This window comes from Humisphaera borealis, from assembly GCF_015169395.1.
Classification (GTDB): Bacteria; Planctomycetota; Phycisphaerae; order Tepidisphaerales; family Tepidisphaeraceae; genus Humisphaera; species Humisphaera borealis.
In genome coordinates this window covers 4,560,749-4,586,160 of record NZ_CP063458.1, presented here as the reverse complement: position 1 = coordinate 4,586,160, position 25,412 = coordinate 4,560,749, and the positions used below count along the sequence as shown (strand labels likewise).

Annotated in this window: 18 protein-coding genes; 6 read left to right on the top strand and 12 right to left on the bottom strand. The window is 62.2% G+C overall.

What is annotated here, in order from left to right; translation table 11 throughout:
• Window positions 1–70: 70 nt before the first annotated feature.
• From IPV69_RS17135 to IPV69_RS17115, 5 genes are all read left to right on the top strand, one after another.
• Window positions 71–1,441: an MFS transporter gene (locus IPV69_RS17135; protein ID WP_390884418.1), complete on the top strand. Its 1,371-nt coding sequence runs from the start codon at window positions 71–73 to the stop codon at window positions 1,439–1,441.
• Between the two features lie 306 nt (window positions 1,442–1,747).
• Window positions 1,748–4,492 (top strand): pyruvate, phosphate dikinase, encoded by a 2,745-nt coding sequence (gene ppdK / locus IPV69_RS17130; RefSeq protein ID WP_206290941.1) that lies wholly within the window; start codon window positions 1,748–1,750, stop codon window positions 4,490–4,492.
• 115 nt (window positions 4,493–4,607) lie between these two features.
• Window positions 4,608–5,210 (top strand): hypothetical protein, encoded by a 603-nt coding sequence (locus IPV69_RS17125; RefSeq protein ID WP_206290940.1) that lies wholly within the window; start codon window positions 4,608–4,610, stop codon window positions 5,208–5,210.
• A 33-nt stretch (window positions 5,211–5,243) separates the two neighbouring features.
• A complete protein-coding gene (serB, locus tag IPV69_RS27725; protein WP_206290939.1) occupies window positions 5,244–6,473 on the top strand; it encodes a phosphoserine phosphatase SerB in 1,230 nt (409 codons plus the stop codon).
• A gap of 50 nt (window positions 6,474–6,523) precedes the next feature.
• Window positions 6,524–7,588, top strand: a complete 1,065-nt coding sequence (locus IPV69_RS17115) for a DMT family transporter (RefSeq protein ID WP_206290938.1) — start codon at window positions 6,524–6,526, stop codon at window positions 7,586–7,588.
• A 52-nt stretch (window positions 7,589–7,640) separates the two neighbouring features.
• On the opposite strand, the gene IPV69_RS17110 is transcribed toward IPV69_RS17115, so the two are convergent.
• Window positions 7,641–8,486 (bottom strand): type II secretion system protein, encoded by an 846-nt coding sequence (locus IPV69_RS17110; RefSeq protein WP_206290937.1) that lies wholly within the window; start codon window positions 8,484–8,486, stop codon window positions 7,641–7,643.
• A 400-nt stretch (window positions 8,487–8,886) separates the two neighbouring features.
• On the opposite strand from IPV69_RS17110, the gene IPV69_RS17105 reads away from it, so the two are divergent.
• Window positions 8,887–9,762, top strand: a complete 876-nt coding sequence (locus IPV69_RS17105; RefSeq protein ID WP_206290936.1) for a type II secretion system protein — start codon at window positions 8,887–8,889, stop codon at window positions 9,760–9,762.
• A 101-nt stretch (window positions 9,763–9,863) separates the two neighbouring features.
• On the opposite strand, the gene xylB is transcribed toward IPV69_RS17105, so the two are convergent.
• The 11 genes from xylB to IPV69_RS17050 form a co-directional block, all read right to left on the bottom strand.
• Entirely contained in the window at window positions 9,864–11,396 is a 1,533-nt protein-coding gene (gene xylB, locus IPV69_RS17100) for a xylulokinase (RefSeq protein ID WP_206290935.1), read from the bottom strand.
• A 136-nt stretch (window positions 11,397–11,532) separates the two neighbouring features.
• Window positions 11,533–12,432, bottom strand: a complete 900-nt coding sequence (locus IPV69_RS17095) for a glycosyltransferase family 2 protein (RefSeq protein WP_206290934.1) — start codon at window positions 12,430–12,432, stop codon at window positions 11,533–11,535.
• A 139-nt stretch (window positions 12,433–12,571) separates the two neighbouring features.
• Window positions 12,572–13,504 carry a glycosyltransferase family 2 protein gene (locus tag IPV69_RS17090; RefSeq protein WP_206290933.1) on the bottom strand — a complete coding sequence of 311 codons (933 nt, stop codon included), beginning with the start codon at window positions 13,502–13,504 and terminating at the stop codon, window positions 12,572–12,574.
• A gap of 66 nt (window positions 13,505–13,570) precedes the next feature.
• Entirely contained in the window at window positions 13,571–14,539 is a 969-nt protein-coding gene (locus tag IPV69_RS17085) for a glycosyltransferase family 2 protein (protein ID WP_206290932.1), read from the bottom strand.
• Between the two features lie 13 nt (window positions 14,540–14,552).
• Window positions 14,553–15,506, bottom strand: coding sequence for a GDP-L-fucose synthase family protein (locus IPV69_RS17080; protein ID WP_206290931.1), 954 nt, complete (start codon window positions 15,504–15,506; stop codon window positions 14,553–14,555).
• 177 nt (window positions 15,507–15,683) lie between these two features.
• Entirely contained in the window at window positions 15,684–16,727 is a 1,044-nt protein-coding gene (gene gmd / locus IPV69_RS17075; RefSeq protein WP_206290930.1) for a GDP-mannose 4,6-dehydratase, read from the bottom strand.
• 192 nt (window positions 16,728–16,919) lie between these two features.
• Window positions 16,920–18,140: a glycosyltransferase family 4 protein gene (locus tag IPV69_RS17070; protein ID WP_206290929.1), complete on the bottom strand. Its 1,221-nt coding sequence runs from the start codon at window positions 18,138–18,140 to the stop codon at window positions 16,920–16,922.
• 158 nt (window positions 18,141–18,298) lie between these two features.
• Window positions 18,299–19,573, bottom strand: coding sequence for a glycosyltransferase family 4 protein (locus IPV69_RS17065; protein ID WP_206290928.1), 1,275 nt, complete (start codon window positions 19,571–19,573; stop codon window positions 18,299–18,301).
• 24 nt (window positions 19,574–19,597) lie between these two features.
• Window positions 19,598–20,983: an ABC transporter ATP-binding protein gene (locus IPV69_RS17060; protein WP_206290927.1), complete on the bottom strand. Its 1,386-nt coding sequence runs from the start codon at window positions 20,981–20,983 to the stop codon at window positions 19,598–19,600.
• A gap of 81 nt (window positions 20,984–21,064) precedes the next feature.
• Complete coding sequence (locus IPV69_RS17055; protein ID WP_206290925.1) at window positions 21,065–21,934, bottom strand: ABC transporter permease; 870 nt, start codon at window positions 21,932–21,934, stop codon at window positions 21,065–21,067.
• Window positions 21,935–22,440: 506 nt separating this feature from the next.
• Window positions 22,441–25,155: a PKD domain-containing protein gene (locus tag IPV69_RS17050; RefSeq protein ID WP_206290924.1), complete on the bottom strand. Its 2,715-nt coding sequence runs from the start codon at window positions 25,153–25,155 to the stop codon at window positions 22,441–22,443.
• Window positions 25,156–25,412 lie beyond the last annotated feature (257 nt).

Genomic DNA, 25,412 nt, shown 5'->3' with positions numbered 1-25,412 from the left:
GCCAACATTCGCGCCGATCCGCCGAATCCCCGTATGCGTTGTGACAGCGCACGATTTGTGATGGCTTCGCCTGGCGCGTACAACTTTCGCGTCTTGCCGGGAGTCTCCCGGCGCGGAGGCTCTTATCTCGACCCCAGATTCTGCGACCGGCCGGCCAACGCCGGTAACGGCATGGCCGCTCTATTTCATTCTTGCGCTGGCCTCGACCGGTGGCACGATGTTCACCATCGGCATCGTTTTCTACACCAAGGACCGCTTCGGATGGGGCCTGACGGAGAACTTCCGGCTCGCCGCCGCGCAGGGTGTCGTCTACGTCATGGGGGCTCTTTCCGCACACGCGCTGACGAGCCGACTGTCCCACAGAGTTGCCACGATCGCCCTGCACTCGGCGATGGCCCTTGCCTGCCTTGCGGGAGTTCTCGCCGCTGATCGATCGGCAGTCGCCGCGGTCGTCGCCGTGCTGTTCGCGTACACGTTCTTCAGCGCCGTAGCCTGGCCGATTCTCGAGAGTCTTGTCTCGGTCGGTACGACGGGCCCTACGCTTGCCCGCCGACTGGGCGTCTACAACGTCGTCTGGCCGGCCGTCGGTGCCGTTGTACTGGCGATCAGCGGGACCGTGATCGAAAGGCTTCCGATCGGCGTCTTCCTCGTGCCAGCGATCGCGCACCTGGTCTGCATCGGCTTGGCTTGGATGGCCAGAACCTCGTCAAAAGGCGTTCCGACTGCCACTCATGCCGCCGATGATCAGTCGCAGCACGCGCCACACGCGGCACTTCTGCCAAGCCCGGAACTCATGCGAGTTCGCACGGTTGCCCTATGGGTGTCGCGCCTGGGGCTGCCCGCCACCTATGCGGTGATCTACGGCTTAATGCCCCTGCTGCCCTCGCTGCCGGCGATGGAACGCCTCGACACCTCAACACAAACCTTCGTCAGTTCGGCCTGGCCTGCCGCACGATGGCTGGCTTTCGTCGCCCTGGCGGCGGGCACCTGGTGGCACACCCGGCCGCGGGTCATGGTGGCGGCGGCGGTGGCGATGGGGATCGCGTTTCTGGGCTGTGCCCTGCCGCCGTCTCAATTCTTGGGAACGGCCATCTCTCCGACGGCCGACATGGCCGCCCTCCTGTTGTGGCAAGTCGTTTTGGGAGCGTCGCTTGGGGTGATCTACTCTGGCAGCCTCTACTTCGGAATGGTGCTGAGCGAGGGAAGCACCGAACACAGTGGTTATCACGAAGCGCTCATCGGACTCGGCTGGATTCTGGGCCCGGGGGCGGGCGTGCTGATGCAGGTGCTGGCCCCCGACAACCGCGGCCTGGCCGTCGTGGCGGTCGGGTCGGTGATCGGGCTGAGCGTGATCGCGGTGGTCGCCGCGAGTGTCATCGCCGGACGGACGGATCGACGCGGCACCCATACGAAAACCCTTGCAAATACCGCACAAACGTGATTTGACAGTACCCCCGCCGACTCTATACTCCCTGCCTCTTTCGCCCGGCGAAGCATTCGCATAGCCAGTTGAAAACCGTAAGTAAAGCGGGTCGCACGCAAGCCGGTGGCGCGACCCGAGAGGGATTCGGTATTGCCACCGGCGGCACACCCGACCGCATGTTCGGGAAGGAAACGAACGAACGCCCACAATCGCTGCGACGCTTTTAAGCCCGATGTCTCGGGCATGGCCGCTCCCACTCCATTTTACAGCGACCGCGCGACCTTCAGGCACTCGTTCACGGATCGAACCGGAGACCCCAAGATCATGGCCAAAACCAAGACCAAGCCTGCCAAGAAGCCGGCCGCCAAGCCCGCTGCCAAGTCCGCCAGCAAAGCCGCCCCGAAGACCGCCGCCAAAGCCGGCATCAAGCGCGTTTACTTCTTCGGCTCCGGCAAGGCCGAAGGCAACGTGACCATGCGCGACCTGCTCGGCGGCAAAGGTTCGAACCTCGCCGACATGACCTCCGCCGGCCTGAACGTGCCGCCGGGCTTCACCATCACCACCGCGACCTGCAAGGAATACAACGACGCCGGCCAAAAGCTCCCCAAGGGCCTGCTCGACGAAGTGAAGCTGCACCTGGCCCGCGTCGAAAAGGCGACCGGCAAGAAGTTCGGCGACCCCAAGAACCCGCTCCTGCTGGCCTGTCGATCGGGCGCCAAAGACTCCATGCCCGGCATGATGGACACGGTGCTCAACATCGGCCTCAACGACGCCGTCGTCGCCGGCATGGCCGCCCTCACCAAGAACGACCGCTTCGCCTACGACAGCTATCGCCGGCTGATCAACATGTACGGCGACACCGTCATGGGCGTCGACCACCACCACTTCGAACATGAGCTGTCGGCCGTCAAGAACGCCAAGGGCGTTGAACTCGATACCGACCTCGACGCCGACGGCCTGAAGGACGTCGTCGAACGCTACAAGAAGGTCTACGCAGAGCACGTCGGCTCGCCGTTCCCGACCGACCCGATCGAGCAGCTCACGCTGGCGATCGAAGCCGTCTTCAAGAGCTGGATGGGCGATCGCGCCATCCGCTACCGCGAGATCAACGAAATCCGCGGCCTGCTCGGAACCGCCGTCAACGTCCAGGCGATGGTCTTCGGCAACATGGGCGACGACTGCGCGACCGGCGTGGCGTTCACCCGCAACCCCAGCACCGGCGAGAACGAGTTCTACGGCGAGTTCCTCGTCAACGCCCAGGGCGAAGACGTGGTCGCCGGCATTCGCACGCCGCTCGAATGCAAGTCCGAGATGGCCAAGTGGAGCAAGAAGGGCTGGCAGGAACTGCTGGAAGTCAAGAAGAAGCTGGAAGCCCGCTACAAAGACGTGCAGGACTTTGAGTTCACGATCGAACGCGGCACGTTCTACATGCTGCAGACGCGCAACGGCAAGCGCACCGCCCCGGCCGCCGTCCGCATCGCTATCGAGATGCTCAAGGAAAAGCTGATCGACGAGAAGACCGCGATCCTGCGGGTCGATCCGGCCGCCCTCGACCAGCTCCTGCACCCGACCTTCAATCCGAACTTCCCCAAGACGATCGTCGCCAAGGGCCTGCCGGCCTCGCCGGGCGCGGCCGTCGGCAAGATCGCATTCACGGCCGAAGAGGCCGAGGAACGCGTCGGCAAGGGCGAGCAGATCATCCTTGTCCGCCGCGAGACCGAGCCGGCCGACATCGGCGGCATGCACGTCTCGGAAGGCATCCTGACCAGCACCGGCGGCATGACGTCGCACGCGGCGGTCGTGGCCCGCGGCATGGGCACCCCCTGCGTCGCCGGCGCAGGTGCCCTGCAGATCGACGCCAAGGCTCGCACCCTGGTCATCAACGGCAAGACGTACACGGACAAGGACGTCATTTCGCTGGACGGCGGCACCGGCGACGTCATGGAAGGCTCGGTCCCCACGGTCGAAGCCAGCCTGACCGGCCCGTTTAAGCAGCTCATGGTCCTGGCCGACAAGCACCGCACCCTGAAGGTCCGCACGAACGCCGACACCCCGAATGACGCAGAGGTGGCTCGTAACTTCGGCGCTGAAGGCATCGGCCTGACCCGCACCGAACACATGTTCTTCGACCCGGAACGCATTCAGCACATGCGTGAGATGATCCTGGCGACGGACATCGAAGCCCGCAAGAAGGCGTTGGCCAAGCTCCTGCCCTACCAGCGGGAAGACTTCATCGGCATCTTCAAGGCGATGGCCGGCCTGCCGGTGACCATCCGCCTGCTGGACCCGCCGCTGCACGAGTTCCTGCCCCACAACGAGAGGGACCAGAAGGTCCTCGCCGACTCCCTCGGCCTGACGCTGGCGCAGGTGAAGAACCGCGTCGATCAGCTCCACGAGAGCAACCCGATGCTCGGCCATCGCGGCGACCGCCTGGCGATCACCTACCCCGAAATCCTTGAGATGCAGGTCCGGGCGATCCTCGAAGCCGCCGTCGCGGTCAAGAAGGAGAAGGTCAAGGTTCTGCCGGAAATCATGATCCCGCTCGCCGGCACCAAGGAAGAGCTGGACTACCTCAAGAAGATCACGGTCCAGACGGCCGATGCGGTCTTCAAGGAAGCCGGCACCAAGGTCGAGTACATGTACGGCACGATGATCGAGGTGCCCCGCGCCGCGATCACCGCCGACGAGATGGCTCAGACCGCCGAGTTCTTCAGCTTCGGCACGAACGACCTGACGCAGATGACGTTCGGCTACAGCCGAGACGACGCCGGCGTCTTCCTGCCGGAATACATCAAGAAGGAGATCCTGCCGCGCGACCCGTTCCAGAGCCTGGACATCGGCGGCGTCGGCAAGCTGATCGAGATGGCTGTCAAGCTCGGGCGCGGCACGAACAAGGACCTCAAGTGCGGCATCTGCGGTGAGCACGGCGGCGACCCCAAGTCCGTCGAGTTCTGCCACAAGGTCGGCTTGAACTACGTCAGCTGCAGCCCCTTCCGCGTCCCCATCGCCCGACTGGCCGCGGCTCAGGCCGCGATCAAGAGCGCCAATGCGGCGACAAAGAAGAAGTAAAAGATATCGATTTCAAGTAACCAAGAGGCACCCGGTGCAAACCGGGTGCCTTGTTTTTTGGGATGTGGCTGCCGGCGTGGTCGCTTCAGCGACCATGATGGGTATATTCGAATGAATGGGGAAGTTCCGCAAAAGCTCGTACACCGCACACGAGTTCTACGAGGAGCAGCACCGTTTCGAACACTGGTATCGCGACAATAGTGTCTACTTCATCACCGCGCGTTGCAGGGACAAGTTCCCCGCGTTCGAAAGCGATCCAGCAAAGACGGTTTTCTGGGACCGCTTCCATCACTGGACCACACACTACGGATTCGTGCCATGGGTTACTTCGCTTCTGAACAACCACTATCACACGCTTGGATACTTGAAAGTTGGTGAGAATCTGGGGCCGCTCATGCAACGTTTACACGGCTCCGTCGCAAAGCTGGTAAACGACACTTTGCCAACTCGACACCTCCCTTTCTGGCGAAGGGCTGGGAATCAGGACTATTTTGACGGATGCATTCGCGACGTTCTTCAGGCGCGACGTGCATACCGATACACGCTATTGCAGGCGGTGCGAGCGAAACTGGTGCGGGATCACCGGGAGTATCCGCATACCATCGTAAACGTCGATATTGAACGCGCCGTGCCACGTGCGGTTGAACTCAATGCGTTTCTCGAGAAGATCCCCTACGCTAGATACGAACGATCGCGTCTCAGGAATCATGGTCGCTGAAGCGACCACGCCGCGCTCACCCGAATTGGTCCGATGCAAGAAATTCTCCTCCTCCACGTCACCGGTGAAGACCGCCCCGGACTTACCGCTTCTCTCTCGGGCATCCTCGCGCAGCATGACATCCAGATTCTCGACCTGAACCAGACCGTCATCCACCGCACGCTGCTGCTGGGCATGCTCGTGCGCATCTCGCGGTCCGTCGAATCGACCAACGTGCTGAAGGACCTGCTATTCACGGCCCATCACGAAGGCCTGCGGCTTCGCATGACGCCCGTCGAAGACGCCGAGTACGATGCGTGGGTCGGCCGCGAGGGCAAGCCCCGGTACATCCTGACGCTGCTCGCCCGCGAGCTGCACGCACGGCACGTCCAGGCGGTGTCATCGCTGATCGCCGAGCAGGGCTTGAACATCGACATCATCACCCGGCTGTCAGGGCGGCCGCCACGGAATGACGACGGCAAGCCCCGCCGGGCGTGCGTCGAGTTCTCCGTGCGCGGCAAGCCGAAGAACGAAAGTGATCTCCGGGCGGCGATCATGGCGATCACGCAGCAGCATCCTGTCGATATCGCCTGGCAACACGACGACGTCTATCGCCGCATGCGCCGCCTGGTCGCATTCGACATGGATTCGACGCTCATCCAGGCCGAGGTCATCGACGAACTGGCCCGCGAGGCCGGCGTGTACGAGCAGGTGTCGGCGGTGACCGAAGAGGCGATGCGCGGGGAGCTGGACTTCCGAACATCGCTCTCGCGGCGCGTCGCACTGCTGGAAGGGCTGAGCGATTCGGTCATGCAGCGTGTCGCCGACCGGCTTCGTCTGACCGAAGGCGCGGAGCGACTGATCTCAACCCTCAAGAGTTTCGGCTACAAGACCGCGATCATCTCCGGCGGGTTCGCCTACTTTGGGAGATACCTGCAGCAGAAACTCGGCATCGACCACGTCTGCACGAACGATCTCGAGGTCGTCGGGGGCAAACTGACCGGGAAAGTGAAAGGCGAGATCGTTGACGCCGAGCGTAAGGCGCAGTTGCTCAAGGAGATTGCGGCGAAGGAAAACATCTCACTGCGTCAGACGATCGCCGTTGGCGACGGCGCCAATGACCTGCCGATGCTCGCCGTCGCCGGGCTGGGAATCGCGTTTCACGCCAAGCCGGTCGTGGCACAGTCGGCAAGGCACAAGATCTCCACGCTCGGGCTGGACGGTATCCTGTACCTCGTCGGCGTTCGCGACCGCGACGTGCTGGCGAGCGTCGCCGAGGGTTAAGCGGTCCGCTCCGCGATGTTCGCGTCTTTCAATCACCAGCTGATTACGCCATGACTGTGTTCGGCCCCGGTCCGTTCTTTGCACTATCCGCCGCTGCTCTATGGGCAGTGTCGCCGATGTTCATGGCGAGCGCGGGCCGTCGGATCGGTTCGTTTCCTGTCGTGCTGCTTCGCAGCCTGCTGGCGTCGGTCCTGCTGGCCGTCGTGATCGGGGTCATGGCTTTGCAGAGCGGAAAGTGGCCGGCGCTGCCTGATGCGCGACAGGCAGCCTGGCTCGCGGTCTCCGGCTTGCTCGGCATGGGCATAGGCGACGTGCTGATCTACGAGGCGTTCGTTTCGCTCGGGCCGCGACGAACAACCCAGACACTCGTTCTTGCCCCCGCTGTCGCGGTTGTCATCGGCTGGCTGGCACTGGGAGAAGTCCTCTCCGGCACGACGCTGCTGGGCGTCATGATCATCCTCGGCGCGACTTCCTACGCCGTCCTGGCCGGACAGCGGCGGCCGGTTCAACGCGGATTTTCCACCCTACCCGCTGGTCTGCCGGATGCGCGACCAGGCTCGGAAGCCTTGTCACCGGCCCCCGTTTTGGCCGGTGGCGAGTCCGGCGACGTCGAGTCGATCCAGGAAGAAACGCCAGGAAAAACCACCCGCGGCGACGAGCCGGGCCATGTCACGGCGACGGGTATTCTCTGCGCGATCGGTGGCGCGATCTGCATGGCCGCCGGTGCCGTCACCGGGCGGCAGGCCTTCGCCGGGGCAACCGTGCCCATGGACACCTACATGGCAACTTTCGTTCGTGTGGGTGTCGCGGGCGGTTTCCTGTGGCTCGCGCCGTTGGTCCGCCGGAAAATTCCCGAGACCCTCGCGCTGCTCCGCGATCCCCACGTCCTCAGCCGGATCTGCGTCGGCACGTTGCTCGGCCCGTTCATCGGCATGTCCTGCTACGTGGCGGCGTTGAAGACGACGCCGGCGGGCCTTGTCAGCACGCTGGTCGCGACCAGTCCGCTGTTCGCAATCCCGGTGACGATCATCCGCTATCGCACGCGCATTGGCTGGGACATCTGGCTCGCCGCTGTGATGGCAGTGGCCGGGGCGAGCGTACTATTTTTCGGTTAGGGACGAAGATCTGCAGGCAGTCAGCACATGGGCTCAAATTGCGGGAACGCCATTACTTGCTCTTGTCAAACTTCGCCCAAATACCGCGGTTTGGGGTGACGTTTGGATTGAGATAGATATCGTTCATCGCAGCGCCGCTGGGCACGGCCTTAAGTGCCGCGAGTTTCGCCAGAAGCGTGTCGATGGACTCACCATCCGCCGGATCGACACCTTTCGTGTTAATCGCCGTAGCGCTGAAGTCCGAAAACAGCACGTTGATAAACGCGCCATGGCGCGGCAGCGTGGGGGAGACGCCGACTGTGCCGGCGTTCATGGGCTCGCCAAACATCTCGGCTGCGATCGCCTTTTCCTTGAACCCGCTGAGCTGCGGCCACTTGCCTCGGAACAGCGGCGCGTCGTTCGTCGAGGAAAATGGAACCGTCGCCGGAACCCCTGTACCGCCGAACTGAACCTCGGGACGCACTGTCATGCCCAGGCGCGTCAGAACGCCACTCGGGGATGGCGGTGGCCAGAAGTTCTCATTGGTCTGGTACTGCCAACGCACGTCTTCCTGGCTGGGACAGAAGTACGCCGCCGTACCGGCCTGCAGGTGTCCGGTCAGCCAGAGCGTTCCCAGGACCGAAAAACCTCCCTGATGAACCATGTAGCCGGCGTGCTTCTGCCCGGCGTAGCCGATCGGTGCACGCCCCTTGTTTTCGCCGGCATACATGTTCAAAGCATTGCCGAAGGATCGCAGATTACTGAGGCACGCGATCTTCTTGCCCTGTTCGCGGGCCTTAGCCAGCGACGGCAGCAGAATGGAGATCAGCAGCGCAATAATGCCGATGACGACGAGCAGTTCGACGAGCGTGAAAGCACACCGCCGACGAACCCTGCGAAGGGATTGAGTACGCCACATTTTTCAACTCCGCGCTTCTGAAGACGTGATCTCACTGAACGGCGATCAGCAGACGTTACGCAATGTCCATCGCCGAGAGGGCTTCTACTTTACAGTACGTCGCCGCCTACTTACCGGATCGGAGCGAAGGCAAAAACATGGACCTGCTGATCGACCTCTACCCTTCTGAGTATACCTTGGGTGCGCAGACGTTGCATGGATGACTCGTTCGAAAGGTCGAGCCCGGCAGGTTCGGCCGAATCGGACATGATTTCGCTAACCATACGGCAACCGAGACGTTAGAATAGGGTGGTCCGGGCAACACTTCGTATTCGTCGTCATTGTTTTTCAATCGGTACAGACGTCCTCGGCGATCGTGCGTCGGGCTCGTTTACCAGAAAACACAACTCCAGAGGCCATCATGGGCACTCCCTTCCGCCGCTCTGTCAGTGGTTCGCTCTTGCGAAAGCGCAATCGGCCGGGCGGCTTTACGCTTGTCGAGTTGCTTGTCGCCATCAGCATCATTGGCCTGCTGGTGGGAATCATCCTTCCCACCGTCAGTCGCGCGCGCTCTCATGCACGCAATATCGGGTGCCAGACCAACATGCGGACGCTTTACAACGCGTGCATCGCGTTCGCGGCGGACCATGCCGGCGGCCTTCCGTCACCGTCGAAGACCGGCGACCAGCCGACCAATGATTGGACCGCCCGCAACTGCATCTGGGCGATGGATCCGGGGAAGAAGGCCAACCTTAAAGTCGGCGCGATCTGGAAGTACCTCGACGGCGGCCCTTCCGGTGTAAACGCGCCGGCATTGTCGCCGGATACGTCGGCTTCCCGGCAGCGGATGATCTGGTGCCCCTCGGACAGCCTCGAAGTACAGGTTAGCGCGGGCAACAAGGGCGCGGTCGACCGCAACTTCAGCTACTCGATCAACTGGTATCTCAGGGCCGAAGTCAGGGACTCGGCGAACGTCATCCTGCAGGACGCCCAGGGCGGCGACCTTCGCATCCTTTACCTGATGCGCCGGGTCAAGCAGCCCGCACAACGCGTCATGATCTACGAGGAAGTGGGCCCGAACGACAGCTATTGCGTGATGCGGAAACAGGACACTGCCCAAAGCGACGACGACCGCATGTCGGGCCGACACGGGAAGGTTGATGCCCTCCAGTACGGCACGCCCGAATACGATGCAGCCGCCCGCTGCAACATCACTTTCTTTGACGGCCGGGTCGAGAGCATCAACCCGGCAACCACTGGCGGCGAGGGGTTCTGGTACGCCCGGATCGACCAGTAACCTCCGAAGACTGGCGCCTGATCAACACAAAGCCGCCCCGGTGTGTGACACATGCGTGACACACCGGGGCGGCTTTGCGTCTCAATTCAAGCGATCGCCGACTACTCTGCCAGGGCGGCCATCTCGCCGAAGCGTTCCTTCAGATCGGGGTACAGCTTGTCGTAGGTTCGGAAGCTGAGATCGTATTTTGCGACCGACTTCTTGTTGGGGGAAACCTTCAACGTCTGCTTGATGGACGCCTTGCAGGCCTCTTCAACGCTCTTGAACGCTCCCGTGCCGACACCCGCCAACAGCGCTACGCCGTATGCCGGACCTTCGGCCGCGTTGGTGAGGACGATAGGCGACTTGTAGATGTCGGCCTGCAGCTGCCGCCAGAACGCACTGCGGGCCCCGCCGCCACTGGCGCGCACCTGGGTAACAGCGACATTCATCTGCCGCATGATTTCCAGTGCGTCTCGCATGCCGAAGGTGACGCCTTCCAGCAGCGAGCGGATGAGCATGGCCCGGGTGGTACGAGCGGTGATGCCGATCCAGCCCCCGCGGGCGGTGGGATCGGGATGCGGGCAGCGTTCGCCAGTGAGGTATGGGAGGAAGAAGAGCCCTTCGCAGCCGGCCGGTGCGGTCGCAGCTTCATCCACCAGCAGTTCGTAAGGATCGACACCCTTCTTTTTGGCCAGCGCGATCTCGGAAGATCCGAGCGTATTTCGCAGCCACTGGAAGCTGCCGCCGGCCGAGAGCATGCAGCCGAAGATACACCACTTGCCCGGAACTGCGTGGCACATCGTGTGGACGCGACCCTTTGGATCGAGGGTCGGTTGCTCGGCGTGGGCAAAGACGACGCCACTGGTGCCGAGCGTCGCACTGACGATGCCCGCATTGACGATGCCGTTGCCGACGGCCCCGGCCGCCTGATCGCCCGCGCCACCAACCACCGGAATGCCGGGCTTCAATCCCAGGGCCTTGGCGCCTTCCTCGTGCAGGGTTCCCGTGATCTCCTGGCTCTCGTAGAGCTTGCCGAGCATCGCCTTATCGATCTCCAACAGCGACAAGAGCTTGTCCGACCAGGTGCGGTTGCGGACGTCGAGCAGCAGCATGCCGCTGGCGTCGGAGACTTCGGTGGCGTACTCGCCGGTCATCCGCAGGCGGATGTAGTCCTTGGGGAGCAGGATGCGCTTGACCTTGTCGTACACCTTCGGCTCTTTATCGCGCAGCCAGAGGATCTTGGGAGCAGTAAAGCCGGTCAGGGCCGGGTTTGCGACCATGCCGATCAGCGCTTCTCGCCCGCCGGCTTTGGCTTCGATATCTGCACACTGTTCGGCGGTTCGCTGGTCGTTCCACAGCAGGGCACGCCGGAGCGACTTTCCATTCTTATCGAGAAAGACCGATCCGTGCATCTGGCCCGACAGGCCGATCCCGCCGACATCCGTCGCCTTGACCTTCGCCTTCTTCAGCACGGCCTTGGTGGCGTCGCAAGTGCTCTTCCACCAGTCTTCAGGCTCCTGTTCCGACCAACCGGGCTTGGGCGAGTAGATCGGGTGGTCGGCCATCGCGGTCGCGATTACCTTCCCTTTGCCGTCACAAATCAGGGTTTTGGTAGCACTGGTTCCAATGTCGATACCGAGCAGATAGGCCATGATGGGGTTCGCTCCGCGGATTCCGAGGGAGGTGTCAAATGACTATCGAGGCGGGAGTATAAGGATTGCCAAAGCGTCTGTGAACCGAGCGTTCACCATGGCATCGAGAACGGCCTGCAATCGGCCAACCCCGCGGCTACCGCCCGCGAATCGCGCATGCCAGCAGCTTCCATGAGGTGCTCTTGAAGGGCTGTGCCTTGAGCGTTTTGATCGCGTACCGCCGCGATGTCTTCAGGTGCCCGGCCTTGAGCGCCATCCAACCCCACTGGCGGAACATGTCCCCCTGGGAATTGAGCTCACGCCGGGGCAGTTTCGGCTCGCCGGGAAGGTTGCGGCGCTTCCAGGTTTCCGTGAGGACGAGCAACTGCTTGGCTTCCTGCCGATCGAGCGTAGTAGCGACGATGCTGCTGCTCATCAGGCGCTTCGTGAGCAGTCGCTGCGGCAGGTTCGCCAATCGGCCAACTTCGCCGAGGCGCATCCACAGATCGTAGTCCTCGCACGGCCAGGTCTCTTTGCGATACCCCCCGACCCGTCGTACGGCATCAGGCCGAAACATCACAGCCGGATGATGAATGCTCGACATGCCAAGCAGGTGTGCCTTTTCGATCGCTTCGTGCGTCAGCGGATTGTCGTACGAACCGAGAAGGTTGCCGTACTCGTCCATCGCGTTGGCATTGGATCCCAATGCGACCAGTTCGGGCTCGGCTTCCATTCGCGTGAACTGCAGATCGAACCGCTCGGGGGCCGACAGGTCGTCAGAGTCAATGCGGGCGACGTACTTGCCGCGCGAAGCGGCAAGACCTTCGTTCAGCGCGGGTACCAGGCCCGTGTTCGGCCGGCTGATGATCTTCACCCTCGAATCTCGGTCGGCGTACTTTTGCATCACCGCCAGGGAGCCGTCCTTCGATCCGTCATTGATGCAGATGAACTCAAAGTCGCGGAACGTTTGCGCGAGGATGGAGTCCATCGTCTCGGCTACGAATTCCTCGGCGTTGTACACCGGCATGAGAACGGAGATGGCGGGAGAGGTGGACATAGCAGGTCGACGGCGATTCTAGAGGCGAACATCGAACATCGAACATCGAACGCAGAACATCGAATGGAACACAGAATGCCGAAGCCGTTCGGCGTTCGATGTTGGATGTTCGATGTTCGATGCTCGCATGTGCATTCCGTTACTTGAGCGTCGCAACCGCGACCAGCTTCCAGCCCTTGGGGCTCAGCGGCTTGGCGCCGATCGCTTTCCATCCGTAGTGCCGCGCCGTCTTCTTCTCGCCGCTGTTGTACGCCCACCAGCCGTACTGCAGTGCGTGCTGGTGCCGACTTGATCGGTCCTTTCCGGGACGCCACGGCTCGCTTGCTTCGTATTTTCGTCGCTCCGGGGGCAGTTTTCGGCGTTCCCACGCCTCGCTGCACGCCAGCTCGCCGGCCTTGCGCTGTTCCTGCCGCTTGGTTTCGCTCACGCTGCTTTCGTGCAGGCGGAACTTCAGGACCACTTCCGGGACGTTCGCCAGCTTGCCGACTTCACCGAGTCGAAGCCAAAGGTCCAGGTCTTGCGTCGTCTTGAACCGCTCGTCGTAACCGTTGACGGCGTCCATCGCGGTGCGGCGGATCATCGCCGACGGATGGCAGATCGGGTTATGCCCGGCAAGGCAATCAGCCTGAATCGCCGCGTCATCGGTCGGCGGCTTGAGCGTCGTCAGCAACCGGCTTTCGCCGTCGATCAGTTGAAAGTATCCACCGGTGCAGGCGACATCCGGATGGTCACCGAGGAATGCCACCTGCGCCGCAAATCGCGTGGGCACGGCGACGTCATCGCAGTCCATCCGTGCCAGGTACTTGCCGCGAGACAGTTTGTACGCCTCGTTCAGCGTTTTCGTCAGCCCCTTGTTCGCTCGGACGACCAGCCGAATGCGCGAGTCGCGGTCGGCGTACTCTTTCAGCACGGCGGGAGAATCGTCCTTCGATCCGTCGTCGATAATGATGAACTCGAAGTCCTTGAACGTCTGGCCGAGGATGCTATCGATGCACGGAGGCAGGTACGCCCCGCCGTTGTAAACGGACATCAGGACGGAGACGGTCGGACTTTTCTCGGACGGGTCACTCACTTCGGTGATACTCCAGACTGATCACAGTTCGCGGCACAGGCTTCCAGCCCGTGCTACGGCAGATTTCTACCGATACGCATTCGGAAACACCTGCCCTTTTGTATCGGCCGATCGCCGAAACGCCGTCAGGAGCAGCTTCCAGGATGCCAGTTTGAAGGGCCCGTATCGGACGGCCGATTTCGCGTGTTTTCGGGCCACCGCGATATTGCCGTGCTTCAGCGCCGCCCAGCCCCAGAGGCGGGCCTGCTCGTCGCGCGGCGGCGCGGTGATCGGCGAAAAGGTCCAGTCGGCCGGGAAAGGCAAGCCGCGCCGTTGGTGAGCTTCCCGCAGCACCTTCTCGCGGGTCTCGGCGTGCCTTTTGACCTTCTCCAGATAGTAGGTGCGCGTCGTGCTGCTGTAATGCCGGCGATACCAGGTCAGCGGCTCAGGCAGGTTCGCGAACTTGCCCAGTTCGGCGACCCGAAGGTAGAAGTCGTGGTCCTCCGAAAACACCGGGTGCTCCCCGCGATAGCCGCCGACCTTTCGAGCCGCCTCTGTCCGGCACATCATCGACGACTGCACCACCGCCCAGCCGCCGCCGTTGCCGAGCAACTGCTTCTCTATGTCCTCGTGCGTCAGCTTGTGATCGGTGATGTAGCTTGGCGAGCCGTACGGGTCCATCACGACCACGCGCGAGCCGAGCAAGACGCATTCTGGGTGCGACTCGAGGTATGCCACCTGCTTCTCGAAACGATCCGGCACGGATAGGTCGTCGGCGTCGTTGGCGGCCATGTACTTGCCGCGACAGGCCGCGATCAACTCGTTCCGGGAGGCGACGATACCCTTGTTCTCTCGCGAGATGATGCGGATCCGCGAGTCCAAAGCGGCGTACCGCTTCAACACCGCCGGTGTATCGTCCGTCGAGCCGTCGTCCAGGATGAGCAGTTCGAAATCGCGAAACGTCTGGGCGAGGATCGCTTCGATCGTCTGCGCGACATAAGCCGCCGTGTTGTAGACGGGCATGACGACGGAAACGATCGGCGCGGCGGCTTCCATGTCGGCGGCGGGATCAGGCGGTCTTGGTCGCGGGCAAGGGGTTCGCCCGGTACCAGTCGATCGTCTTTTTCAGCCCGTCTTCAAAGGTCGTCTTGGCTTCAAAGCCGAACTCGGCCTTGGCCCGCGAGGTATCGAGGCAACGGCGTGGCTGGCCGTCGGGCTTGGTGGCATCCCAGACTATCTTGCCCTGGAAACCCGTCAGCCGGGCGATGATCTCGGTCAGCTCCTTGATCTTGATCTCCCGGCCGTTGCCGAGATTCACCGGATCGGGCTTGTCGTACTTCTCCATCGCCGCCACGATGCCTTCGGCACAGTCTTCTGCGTACAGGAACTCACGGCTCGCCGAGCCCGTGCCCCAAGCAACCACTTCCTTGTCGCCGCGGTTCTGGGCCTCGATGTACTTGCGCACCAGCGCCGGAATGACGTGCGACGAGTGCAGGTCAAAGTTGTCGCGCGGGCCGTACAGGTTCACCGGCAACAGGTAGATCGCGTTCAGACCGTACTGTTCGCGATAACCCTGCGCCATCGTCAGCAGCGCCTTCTTCGCGATGCCATAAGGCGCGTTGGTGACCTCGGGGAAACCCGCCCACAGGTTCTCTTCCTTGAACGGCACCGGCGTCATGTTCGGGTAGGCACAAATTGTGCCCACCTGCACGAACTTCTTCACCTTGTTCACCCGCGCACCTTCCATGAGATGAATACCCATGGTGGCGTTGGCGTAGAAGTAGCGGCCGGGGTTCTCACGATTGGCCCCAATGCCGCCGACTTCCGCCGCAAGGTGCAGCACGACATTCGGCTTCACATCGGCATACAACTTTTCGACGGCGTCCTGGCGCGTCAGGTCGTAGTCCTTCCGGCGCGGGACGACCTGGTCGTTGTAACCCAGGCTCTTGAGCTTGGCGGTCACAAAGCTGCCCAGGAACCCGGCGCCGCCGGTGATGAGGATGCGATCTGTCTTCGAGATCATAGTTGGGGTCCAATTGGACGGCCCTATCAGTGACACGGGCTTCCAGCCCGTGCGGGCGATGGTGTAGTCGAGACTACCTGTCGTATCAGATCATTGAGGAGCGGCGTATGAGCAACCAACTACTCAGGCGCCGCTCGCACGGGCTGGAAGCCCGTGTCACTGAGAAGCCTCGACCTACTACCGCTTGCTGCCGACCTTTTTGCCTTCCGACTCGGCGATCACGCGTTCGCGCTTCGCCAGTTCCCAGTCGGCCTTGACCATCATGTCGGCCAGGCCTTTGAACGTCACCTTCGGCGTCCAGCCGAGGTTCTTCTTGGCCTTGGTCGCGTCGCCGAGGAGCAGATCCACTTCCGCCGGGCGGAAGTACTTCGGGTCCTGCTTCACGTACTGCTTCCAGTCTAGATTGAGCTGGCTGAAGACGACTTCCAGGAACTCCTGAACGCTGTGCGTTTCGCCGGTCGCGATGACGTAGTCTTCCGGCTTGTCCTGCTGCAGCATCAGCCACATCGCCTCGACGTAGTCGCCGGCAAAGCCCCAGTCGCGCTTGGCTTCGAGGTTGCCCATGTACAGGGCGTCCTGCAAACCTTCCTTGATGCGCGTCGCGGCGCGGGTGATCTTGCGGGTCACGAACGTTTCGCCACGGCGCGGCGACTCGTGGTTGAAGAGAATGCCGTTGACGGCGTACATGTTGTACGCCTCGCGGTAGTTCACCGTCTGCCAATAGCTGAACACCTTGGCACAGGCATACGGGCTGCGCGGATGGAACGGCGTCAACTCGGTCTGCGGGGTTTCCCGCACCTTGCCGTACATCTCGCTGCTGCTGGCCTGATAAATGCGCGTCGGCAGACCCGTATCGCGGATCGCCTCCAGCAGGTTCATCGTACCCAGTGCATCGGCCTGCACGGTGTAGACCGGCTGATCGTAGCTCACGCGGACGTGCGACTGGGCCGCCAGGTTGTAGACCTCGTCGGGTTTGACGCGGCTGAGCACCTCACGCATGCCCATGCCGTCGACCAGGTCGCCGTAGTGCAGGAACATCTTGGCCCCGGTGATGTGCCGGTCGGCATACAGATGCTCGATACGATCGGTATTGAAGGAACTGCTCCGGCGGATAATGCCGTGGACTTCATACCCTTTGCCCAGCAGAAGCTCCGCCAGGTAAGAACCATCCTGGCCGGTGATACCGGTGATCAGCGCTTTCTTGGGTTGTGTGGCTTGCATAACAATTCGAGGCAAAGGGACCTAATGGGGCACCAGAAACGAGACCCGCACGAACCGATGTGTGGTTCGTTGCGCACACCTTCTTTTCGGCGAAACGCGGCGGTGACAATAGTGGAAACGGCCCTGTGTGCAACGGGGCAGGAACCATTGGCGAACGACAATTTTCGTCTTGATGGCTTGGCGTCACTTCTCTCAGGCAGCGGGAGCCGGCCGACAGACTTCCAGGGTCTGACGGATGACGGCCGTCCAGGATGAACGACCCTGCGAAAATGCCGCCGCACCGCTTCGCAGTTTCTGTCGCAGTGATGGATCGTTCGCCACCTCGGACAGCGCGTCGGCGGCGGCGCGGGAGTTACCGGCCGGGAACAACAACACGTTCTCCCGATCGACAAACTCCGGCTCCAAGGTTTCGCCGCGCGAGGCAACCACCGGCAGGCCATGACTCGTGACAACGGCACAGGAGCTGTTGTTGAGCCGAATCCCTTGCACGAAGGGCATCAGACTGACGTCCGACGCATGCAGGTGCCGAGAGACATCGGTCTCCTCGGCGATGTGGCCGGTCCAGGTCGCCCTTGATGCCAAACCCATGTCGTCGGCCATCTTTCGCATGCGACCGGCGTAACCGGGATCTTTCTGATCCGCGCCCGTCGGGCTGCCGCCGATCAACAGCAGCTTGATGTTCGGCACCTTCGCCGCAGCGAAGCTGACGGCCTCGATCGCGGTCTCGACGCCCTTCTGCGGGTAGATGAAGCCGAAATAGCTGACAACAAAATCGTCGTCGGTGTAGCCGAGCTTTCTGCGGGTTTCGGCCCTGATCGTCCCGTCGGGGTCACTAAGCACTTCGAGGAGTGGCGGCGCGGGAATGACGCGCGACTTCTTCTCGACCGCGGGATAGAACCCCGCGAGGACGTCCAGATGCGGACGGCAGAGGGTGATGACGGCGTCGCTATCACGAAGCAGGGTGCCGTAGCGATACTCGAGTCCGGCCGAGCCGGCCCAGATGGACGCCAGCTTTCGCCCCAACCGCGCTTCCATTGTCGTCGGGTCGGCACCGGGCGTGTTTTCGAACTGAGAGATGACGACCGGCCTTGGCTTCAGCCCCCGGCAGAACGTTGGCAGGAAGGTGATCATCGGATGCCGCCGATAGATCGGCCCGAGATAGATCAGCAGCACGGCGTCGGGCCTGCTTTGTCCCAGCGCACGCTTGAGCGTCCGCATTTCGCTCCAACCCCAGTTCTTCATGTCGGTGTTGATCGCGAAGCCTTCACCTTCCGGTGTGACGCCGTCGATCTTGCTGGTGATGAGCGTGACAGACTGACCTGCCGCGACAAGATGTTTGCAGAGATGGGCGGCGTGCGCGGCTTCGCCCGCCTGGGCCGGAGGGTAGACACTGCAAACAACGGTGATGCGCATAAGTCACACTCCAACGCACGCGGGAAGCACGGTTCGCCGGGCGTGATCAGTTTTCCGGGCGGCAATTGTGGTGCGGGCTTTCAGCCTGCATTTCCGCTGCACAAACGCCGTTTGTTCCATACCGCCCGGAAAAATGGTCGCGCCCAAGTCTCCGGTCGCTACGAATTGCCGAGCAACGACCGGTACAACGCTTCATACTGCCTGGCCTGAACAGGCAACGCGTATTCGGCCAGCGCCGTCGCCCTACAGGTTTCTGCCAGGCGATGGCGTGCCGCGTCATCCTGTAGCAGGTCAACAATCGCCTGCCGCAGCGCACCGACATCGCCCGTGGGCGCCAGCAGTCCGGTCTGGCCGGGGCGGACGGTGTCCGTGATTCCGCCGGACGCGAACCCGACGATTGGCGTTCCACACGCCATGGATTCGATGACGGTCTGCCCGAAAGCTTCCTGGAGCGAAGGAATGACGTAGACGTCTGCCGCCGAGTACGCCATGGAAAGGACACGATCGTCATCGACCTTGCCGACGTTGATGAGCGGAATGTTTCCGCCGATCGCCGGTTTGCCGCCACCGACGCTTGCGAGGGTCAGGTTGTCCACGCCGCGAATGCCTTCCAGCGCCTCGGTCAGCTGGGCAAAGCCCTTGCGGGGATGCTTCGACGAATCGGCGGCAAACAGCACGACCTTTGCGTTCCGCGGAATGCCCAGCAGGTCACGCGAGAAGCCTTTGTCCCGCGGCTGATAAACACTCGTATCGAGTGCGTTGGGAATGATGGTTCGTTTGAACCGACCGAGCAGCGACGACTGAGAGGCGACTTCCGCGACCCAGCGGCTGGTGGCGACAATGTGCATCCCGGCGTCGCCGACATTCGCCAGTGCGTCGTGCTTGCGCTGCCAGATCTGCCGGGAGAGATCGGCGTCGATGTTCGATCCGAGTTCAGGGCACGCGCCGCACTGAGCCTTAAATCGTCCACAGCCGCGGTCGTAATGGCAGCCACCCGTCGCCGGCGCCATGTCGGCCAGCCGCCAGACGAGAGGGACCTTCGGGAATCGTCGCTTGAACGTCTCGAAGAACGGCAGGTGATCGACGAAACCCGCGACCCAGTGGAGATTGATGATGTCGCACTCGGGAAGCCCTCGAAGCGGTTGATCGCCGTAGGGCGTTCGGTCGTCGGCAAAGGGCTCGGCCCCGGGAGGTCGTTTGCCGGGATAAGGTGCGAAATCGGCGGTGATGCGGCGCTGGCGGACTCGAACGCGCAGGCGGTCCACGAGTCCACCGGAGGGGGTGAACCCGGTGACAGTCGGATCCACCGACCACTTCTTCTGCACGAACATGCGTGAGTCGTGCCCCAGCCCCTTGAGACCGGTGTGCACGCGATACGCCGCTCGCGAAGCGCCGCCGGCGGTATCGGAGGTGCTGAGGTGAACAATTCGCATGGAAGATCAGACGAGTAACCGGCACTAAACCGCGGCAGGAATCGCATTCATCGCAATTGCGCCGCCGGCCTTGACGTCGCTTCCACCCTGGTAGGCCTGAACGCCGCCGACTTCGCCGGGGATGTCCGACGCTGCCGCACGGTCCAGGCCGCCGGCGATATCCCAGTGGGCGGGCAGGACAACCACGCTCTGACTGGCGCTGGGGATCTTTCCCGTGCCGAGCATGTCTCCGAACACGATATCAAGTTTGTCGGCCCTTTCGACGCGATCGATGTACCCCTGATCATCGGCCATGACCAGTTCGACGTAATAGTTGCCGGGCGTCAGCGGAAGGCTGGGGACCTCGAGGGTCATCCGGCCGGACTGCGCGCCGCGAATCCAGAGCCCGCTGTGATACATCGAATGGAACAGCGCGACGCGCTTACCGCGGTTATCGGAGATCGCCAGCCCGACTGTTGCGGCCTTGATGTCCTGGCAATCGCTGAGCTCAATATCGAAACGGACTCGCCCGCCGGTGTGCAGCACGCGATCGTGACCGGTCTCGGTTTCGATCTTCAGATCCGTGAAAACCGCAGGCCGAGGCTTGTACTGGGTGCGCTGTTTCTGCGACAGCGGCACGCCCATGCCTTCGGCGGTGGTCGCCAGGTACTGCTTGACGCCGTCTTCGGGGTGCAGCCGATCGCTGACCTTGCCCTTGTTCACCAGCACGACGTGCGTGCAAAGGTTGGTGACGGCATCCATGTTGTGGCTGACGAACAAGACCGTTCGTCCCGCCCGCATGACGTCGCCCATCTTGCCGAGGCACTTCTTCTGGAATGTCGCGTCACCGACGGCAAGCACTTCGTCAACAATCAGCACTTCAGGGTCCAGGTGCGCCGCAACGGCGAACGCCAAGCGAACGTACATGCCGCTCGAGTAGCGCTTCACCGGCGTGTCGAGAAACTGTTCGACTTCGGAAAATGCGACGATCTCGTCGAACTTGCGGGTGATCTCGGTCCGGCGCATGCCCAGGATCGCGCCATTGAGGAAGATGTTCTCGCGGCCGGTCAGTTCAGGGTGGAATCCTGTTCCCACTTCCAGCAATGAGGCGACGCGACCACGAATCACAGCCCGGCCTTCGGTCGGCTCGGTGATACGGCTGAGCATCTTCAGCATCGTGCTCTTACCGGCCCCGTTGCGACCCACCAAGCCGAGAACTTCGCCACGATTGACGTCGAACGAGGCGTTGCGGACCGCCCAGTACGCGTCCGAGGATTTCGAAGCGTCGGCAACCCGATCGGTAAAGCGGCGAACGGCTCCCTTGGCGGCTCCCACGAGCACGTCGGCAAAGGTTGCATGCTTGTCGGCGGCCTTACCGAGAAAGTAGGCCTTACCGAGGTTTTCGACGGAGATGACTGGCTTGTCGGACATAAGTGCTGAACTCGTAGGGTCCGCCTTGGCGGACCTGTCGTAATCGTGTGACCCAACCCGTCGCGTCCGCCAAGGCGGACCCTACGCGATGTCTGCGAACCGTCGCTCGGTCCTCCTGAAGTAGAACAAGCCGAAGACGAACACGCCGATCGTGATCGCCAGCGAGCACAGGTAATACGACCAGGACCAACCATAGGACAGGTCCATCAGCACCCGCCGGAACGCCGCGACGATGCCATAGACCGGGTTGAGGTGGAACAGGATGCTCCACTTGGTGTTGTTCAGCCAAGCTTCAGGCACGGGGATCATCACGAAGCTGATCCACATCAGGATCTGGTTGAAGAACGGAATGATGAAGCGGAAATCGCGGTATGTGACGGTAAGCGCGGCGAGCGTATAGGCCAGCCCCGCACCCAGCATCGCCGCATGCACCACGAGCAATGGGAAGAACACCAGGTGCCAGGTCGGTTGCACCTTAAAGATGACCATGCCAAGGATGAACACCGGCAGCGAGATCGCCAGGTCGAACATCGCCCCGCCCACCGAAGCCGACGGAACGAACAACCTTGGAAAATAGATCTTGGTCAGCAGATTCTGTTGGTTGACGAGAGAGAGCCCGCCGTCCGACATCGATCGGCTGATCAGTTGCCAGCCGAGCATCGCGGAGAAAATGTAAATCGGATACTGCTTGGGGTCGAAGTTCGCACCCAGCTTGCTCGCGAGGCTCAGGCCTGACCCGAAGATCAGCGCGAACATGGTGACCTGCACCACTGGCACGAGCACCGCCCAGAGCACGCCCAGGGCGGCCTGCTTGTAGCGAACCTTGATGTCGCGCCAGACGAGAAAGTAAAGCAGCTCACGTTGGCGACCTAATTCGTGCCAGTCGATCGCGATCCAGCCTTTTTGTGGCTGAATGATTGTTTCTTCGAGCGGTTCTGTTGTGCCGTTCACTGAATTACTCGGGCGTCCCGGTGGCATCCCCTCGCGGACGGGAGCCGGTGCGGCGGGAATATTGCTGGCGGAAGTTGACATAAAGTTCATGGGCACGCACGGCTCGCTATCGGACCTTGCCGATCCGCATCCCGGTTGATCGGGAAAATGCGGCTCGACGATCCCTCATCGGCGGTACGCGGGTGCTTCTCAAGTGGCGACTCGACAGCCGGTTCGGCTGATACCGCCACACTTACGACAACCGGCGCGAATCCGCCAGTGCCTTTAAACGGGTGTAACGCGAAACCTGCGCGGCTCGAGTTGGCTGGAAACGCGTTGGGAACAACCTGTGAAGCGCTATCGACGGTGTGAGTCAGTTGGTCCAAGAATTGTAGCGGCGCGCAGAAGAATCGCACAGCCCCCTTGGCGCGGCGCGTTCCATTCCAGTATTTCACGCGCCGCGTCGCCCCCGCGTCATCCCCCCTGTCGCTCCCCAGAATCCGACGGCGTGTTGCTCCGGCCCGGTGCTACGCCGCCTTGGCGACCGAGCTTCCCGCCGCGACCGACCCGATGCGAGCCTGATAACCATTGCCGAGCGTCACGTTGCGGTAGACGTCGCTTTTGACCTGGGGGAGGGATTCCCAGTCGTCGGCATCCTTGTAACCGGTGCGGATCGGCATGTCGGGGCCGACGTAGTTCAGGCCGCCCTGCTTGCTGTTGCCTTCCAGGTCCGGCCAGACGTTGCCGCTGATCTCCACGAAACCGCTGAGGTCGCCGACCGACGAGACAGAAATTGCCGCGGTACGGCCACTCCCGTCGAGGTTCAGGTGCGGCGCGACGTAGAGATTGTTTTTGACCACCACGCCCGACGCCTTGCCGTGGACCCGCAGGAACTGCCCCGTCGATCCCATCGAAATGACCGTGTTCCGCTCGATGCGGACGTCTTCGGTCTTGCGGACCTGGTCGTAGCCGGCTTCGATGTTCTCTAGCTGGATGGCGTAGAAATCGTCGAGCCTGACGACGTTGTTGCGAATCGCCAAGTGGTCGGTGCCCGGACGGATATTTATGTAAACCTTCTCCGTAATGTTGTTCTCGATGACGCCGTACTCGGTTTTGTACGCGGCCCAGTTGGGAAACTGGGTCTGGTCGATCGCCTGCAGGCCCGCCCGAAGCGTTCCGCCTTTGATGCGGTTGTCGGACACGTAAAACCAACTGGCCGTTCGCAGCTCGATGGTACCTTTGCCGTTGTCAACGGTCCGCGACAGGTCGTTGTCATGGATGAGGACACGGATGACGCCTTTACCGTCGGCGCCATCGGCGCGGATCAGGTGTTCCACCTGGCTGTTGACCATCACGTTGCCCAGGTAAGCGTGATCGTACCCCTGGGCCCAGATGCCATAAGACCGTATGCCGTGCGAGAAGTAGTTTTTCTGCACGAGCACGCCGGTGGGACCGGTCTCCGTCTGCACGCCGGTGTTGATGTTGAAAAACGCCGAGTTGCGAACGGTGAAGTTGTCGGCCGTGACGGTAAAGCCTTCGGCCGGAATCTTTTTCTTGCCGTAGGCGCTGGCGAAGTCCCACATGCTGTCGAGCCAGATGTTCTGGGCGATGAAACCGGTGGCGGTCGGGGCAATGTAGAAGATGCTGTTGCCGAGGCCGGCGATCTTCTTGATCGTCGGTGCACTGCTGCCGGGACCGTAGGAGTCGACAATCACATTCCGGCCGGCGATGCGAATGGAATCGCTTACTTCGAACGTCTGCCCCTTCTTGAGCAGGATTCGAGTGTTATCGCCCGCGAGCTTAGACGCACGCTCAAGGGTGCGGACGGCCTTGGCGTCGCTCGATCCGTCATTGTTGTCGTTGCCAGACTTGGCATCCACGAAGATCGACTCCCGCGCATCAGGCGTGATGAGCACCGTACTGGTGACGGTCGTGGACTTACCGCCGATATCCGTCACCGTGAGCTTGACCGTATAGGTGCCGGGCTTGTCGTACGTGTGCGCGGCGTTCCATCCGATCAGCTTGTTGTATTCCGATCCGGCGTCGCCGAAGTCCCACTCGAAACTGGCGCCGATAAAATCGCCGTTGAAGAACTGCGTGCTGTTGGCGTTGACGTTCACGGTGTGGCCGGCCGGGCCTGACTGTGAACCGGCCACGAAGCGCAGCACCGCCTTTGGCGCGGCACTTTTGGCCTGCGAGGCGTCGAACGCGCCGCCCCAGTCGCCCGAGCTGTTTGCGCCCGCCGAAGTGGTACTGCCGCCGTTGTTGCTGGTGTTGCCGCCGTTGTTGCTGCCGTTGGTCGATCCGTTGTTGTTGGACGAGCCGTTGTTGCTGCCGTTGTTGCCCGGCACTTCGTCGGTGGGATCGGGCGTATCGGTCGACGGAGGCGTCGGGTTGGTGTTGTCGGTGCTTCCGCCATTGTTGGTGGAATTGCCGTCGCCGATGACCGGAGGCTGCGAGCGGCCGCCGCGATCGCCGGCGGAACTGTCGGTCAGGTCGTTGGATCCGGCTCCACCGTAGAATCGGTCACGGCCTTCGCCACCGGTCAGGGTGTCGTTGCCGGCCCCGCCTAACATGCGGTCATTGCCCGCCTGTCCCAGTATCGTGTCGTTGCCGTCGTCGCCGGCCAGCGTGTCTGCACCTTCGCCGCCGCGAAGTTCGTCATTCCCGTCGCCGCCGCGGAGAAGATCGTCACCCTCGGCGCCCGCCAGGATGTCGTCCCCACGCCCACCCTTCACTTTATCGTTGCCGAGACCGGCGTCGATCACGTCATCGCCGGCACCGCCGACGATCCGGTCGTTGCCTTCGCCGGACTGAATCACGGCAGGCACGTTCACATTTTTGGCCAGATGAATGCTGTCGTCGCCATTGGAACCGATGATTTCGATCTCGCGAACCTGAACCCTGGGGAATGACTGGCGGCGGTCATCCGAGCCAGAGGCAAAAACACGAATCTTATCGGCGGCGGCGTTCTGCGTTACGTTCGCCTTGAGGCGCGCGTCACCGGCTGCGTCGATGGTCAGCACGCCATTGGTCAGCGTGACGGTGGACATCATGGTGCGGTCTTCGAGCACCTCGGCGATGGCCTGGTCGATCGCGTTGGGGGTCGCGGCAAAGCCACCGAACGGCGTCGGCGGGTCGGCGAACGCAACCAGCAAAGGATGGGTTTCAACCTGCGCGCCGGACCACTGAGCATCGGACCGGTCGCGCATACTGCCTGGCTTGCGGGCTTTCTGGCTCATGCCTGTGACATCGGATGAGCACGTCGCACGATGAGGCCAGATTCACCGATAATTATGTGTTTCCCCCGGTTGCCGCGCGGGTCGAACTTCGCCAATCGGCACGACCGGCAAAACTTCAGCCGATGCGTCCGAGAATCACTGGCAGAGCCACACTGATCCTCGTTCGAATCGCGCCGGTTTCGGCGTTTCGAGTCTCCGGCAGAATCAGAAGCGGCCGCGACACCATGTGTCGCGGCCGCATTCAGTACAGTGTTAGG

Bases quoted from the DNA above. Each gene is read 5' to 3' on its own strand.
- ppdK (WP_206290941.1), top strand. From the start codon at position 1,748: ATGGCCAAAACCAAGACCAAGCCTGCCAAGAAGCCGGCCGCCAAGCCC.
- IPV69_RS17125 (WP_206290940.1), top strand. From the start codon at position 4,608: ATGGGGAAGTTCCGCAAAAGCTCGTACACCGCACACGAGTTCTACGAG.
- serB (WP_206290939.1), top strand. From the start codon at position 5,244: ATGCAAGAAATTCTCCTCCTCCACGTCACCGGTGAAGACCGCCCCGGA.
- IPV69_RS17115 (WP_206290938.1), top strand. From the start codon at position 6,524: ATGACTGTGTTCGGCCCCGGTCCGTTCTTTGCACTATCCGCCGCTGCT.
- IPV69_RS17110 (WP_206290937.1), bottom strand. From the start codon at position 8,486: ATGTGGCGTACTCAATCCCTTCGCAGGGTTCGTCGGCGGTGTGCTTTC.
- IPV69_RS17105 (WP_206290936.1), top strand. From the start codon at position 8,887: ATGGGCACTCCCTTCCGCCGCTCTGTCAGTGGTTCGCTCTTGCGAAAG.
- xylB (WP_206290935.1), bottom strand. From the start codon at position 11,396: ATGGCCTATCTGCTCGGTATCGACATTGGAACCAGTGCTACCAAAACC.
- IPV69_RS17095 (WP_206290934.1), bottom strand. From the start codon at position 12,432: ATGTCCACCTCTCCCGCCATCTCCGTTCTCATGCCGGTGTACAACGCC.
- IPV69_RS17085 (WP_206290932.1), bottom strand. From the start codon at position 14,539: ATGGAAGCCGCCGCGCCGATCGTTTCCGTCGTCATGCCCGTCTACAAC.
- IPV69_RS17080 (WP_206290931.1), bottom strand. From the start codon at position 15,506: ATGATCTCGAAGACAGATCGCATCCTCATCACCGGCGGCGCCGGGTTC.
- gmd (WP_206290930.1), bottom strand. From the start codon at position 16,727: ATGCAAGCCACACAACCCAAGAAAGCGCTGATCACCGGTATCACCGGC.
- IPV69_RS17070 (WP_206290929.1), bottom strand. From the start codon at position 18,140: ATGCGCATCACCGTTGTTTGCAGTGTCTACCCTCCGGCCCAGGCGGGC.
- IPV69_RS17065 (WP_206290928.1), bottom strand. From the start codon at position 19,573: ATGCGAATTGTTCACCTCAGCACCTCCGATACCGCCGGCGGCGCTTCG.
- IPV69_RS17060 (WP_206290927.1), bottom strand. From the start codon at position 20,983: ATGTCCGACAAGCCAGTCATCTCCGTCGAAAACCTCGGTAAGGCCTAC.
- IPV69_RS17050 (WP_206290924.1), bottom strand. From the start codon at position 25,155: ATGAGCCAGAAAGCCCGCAAGCCAGGCAGTATGCGCGACCGGTCCGAT.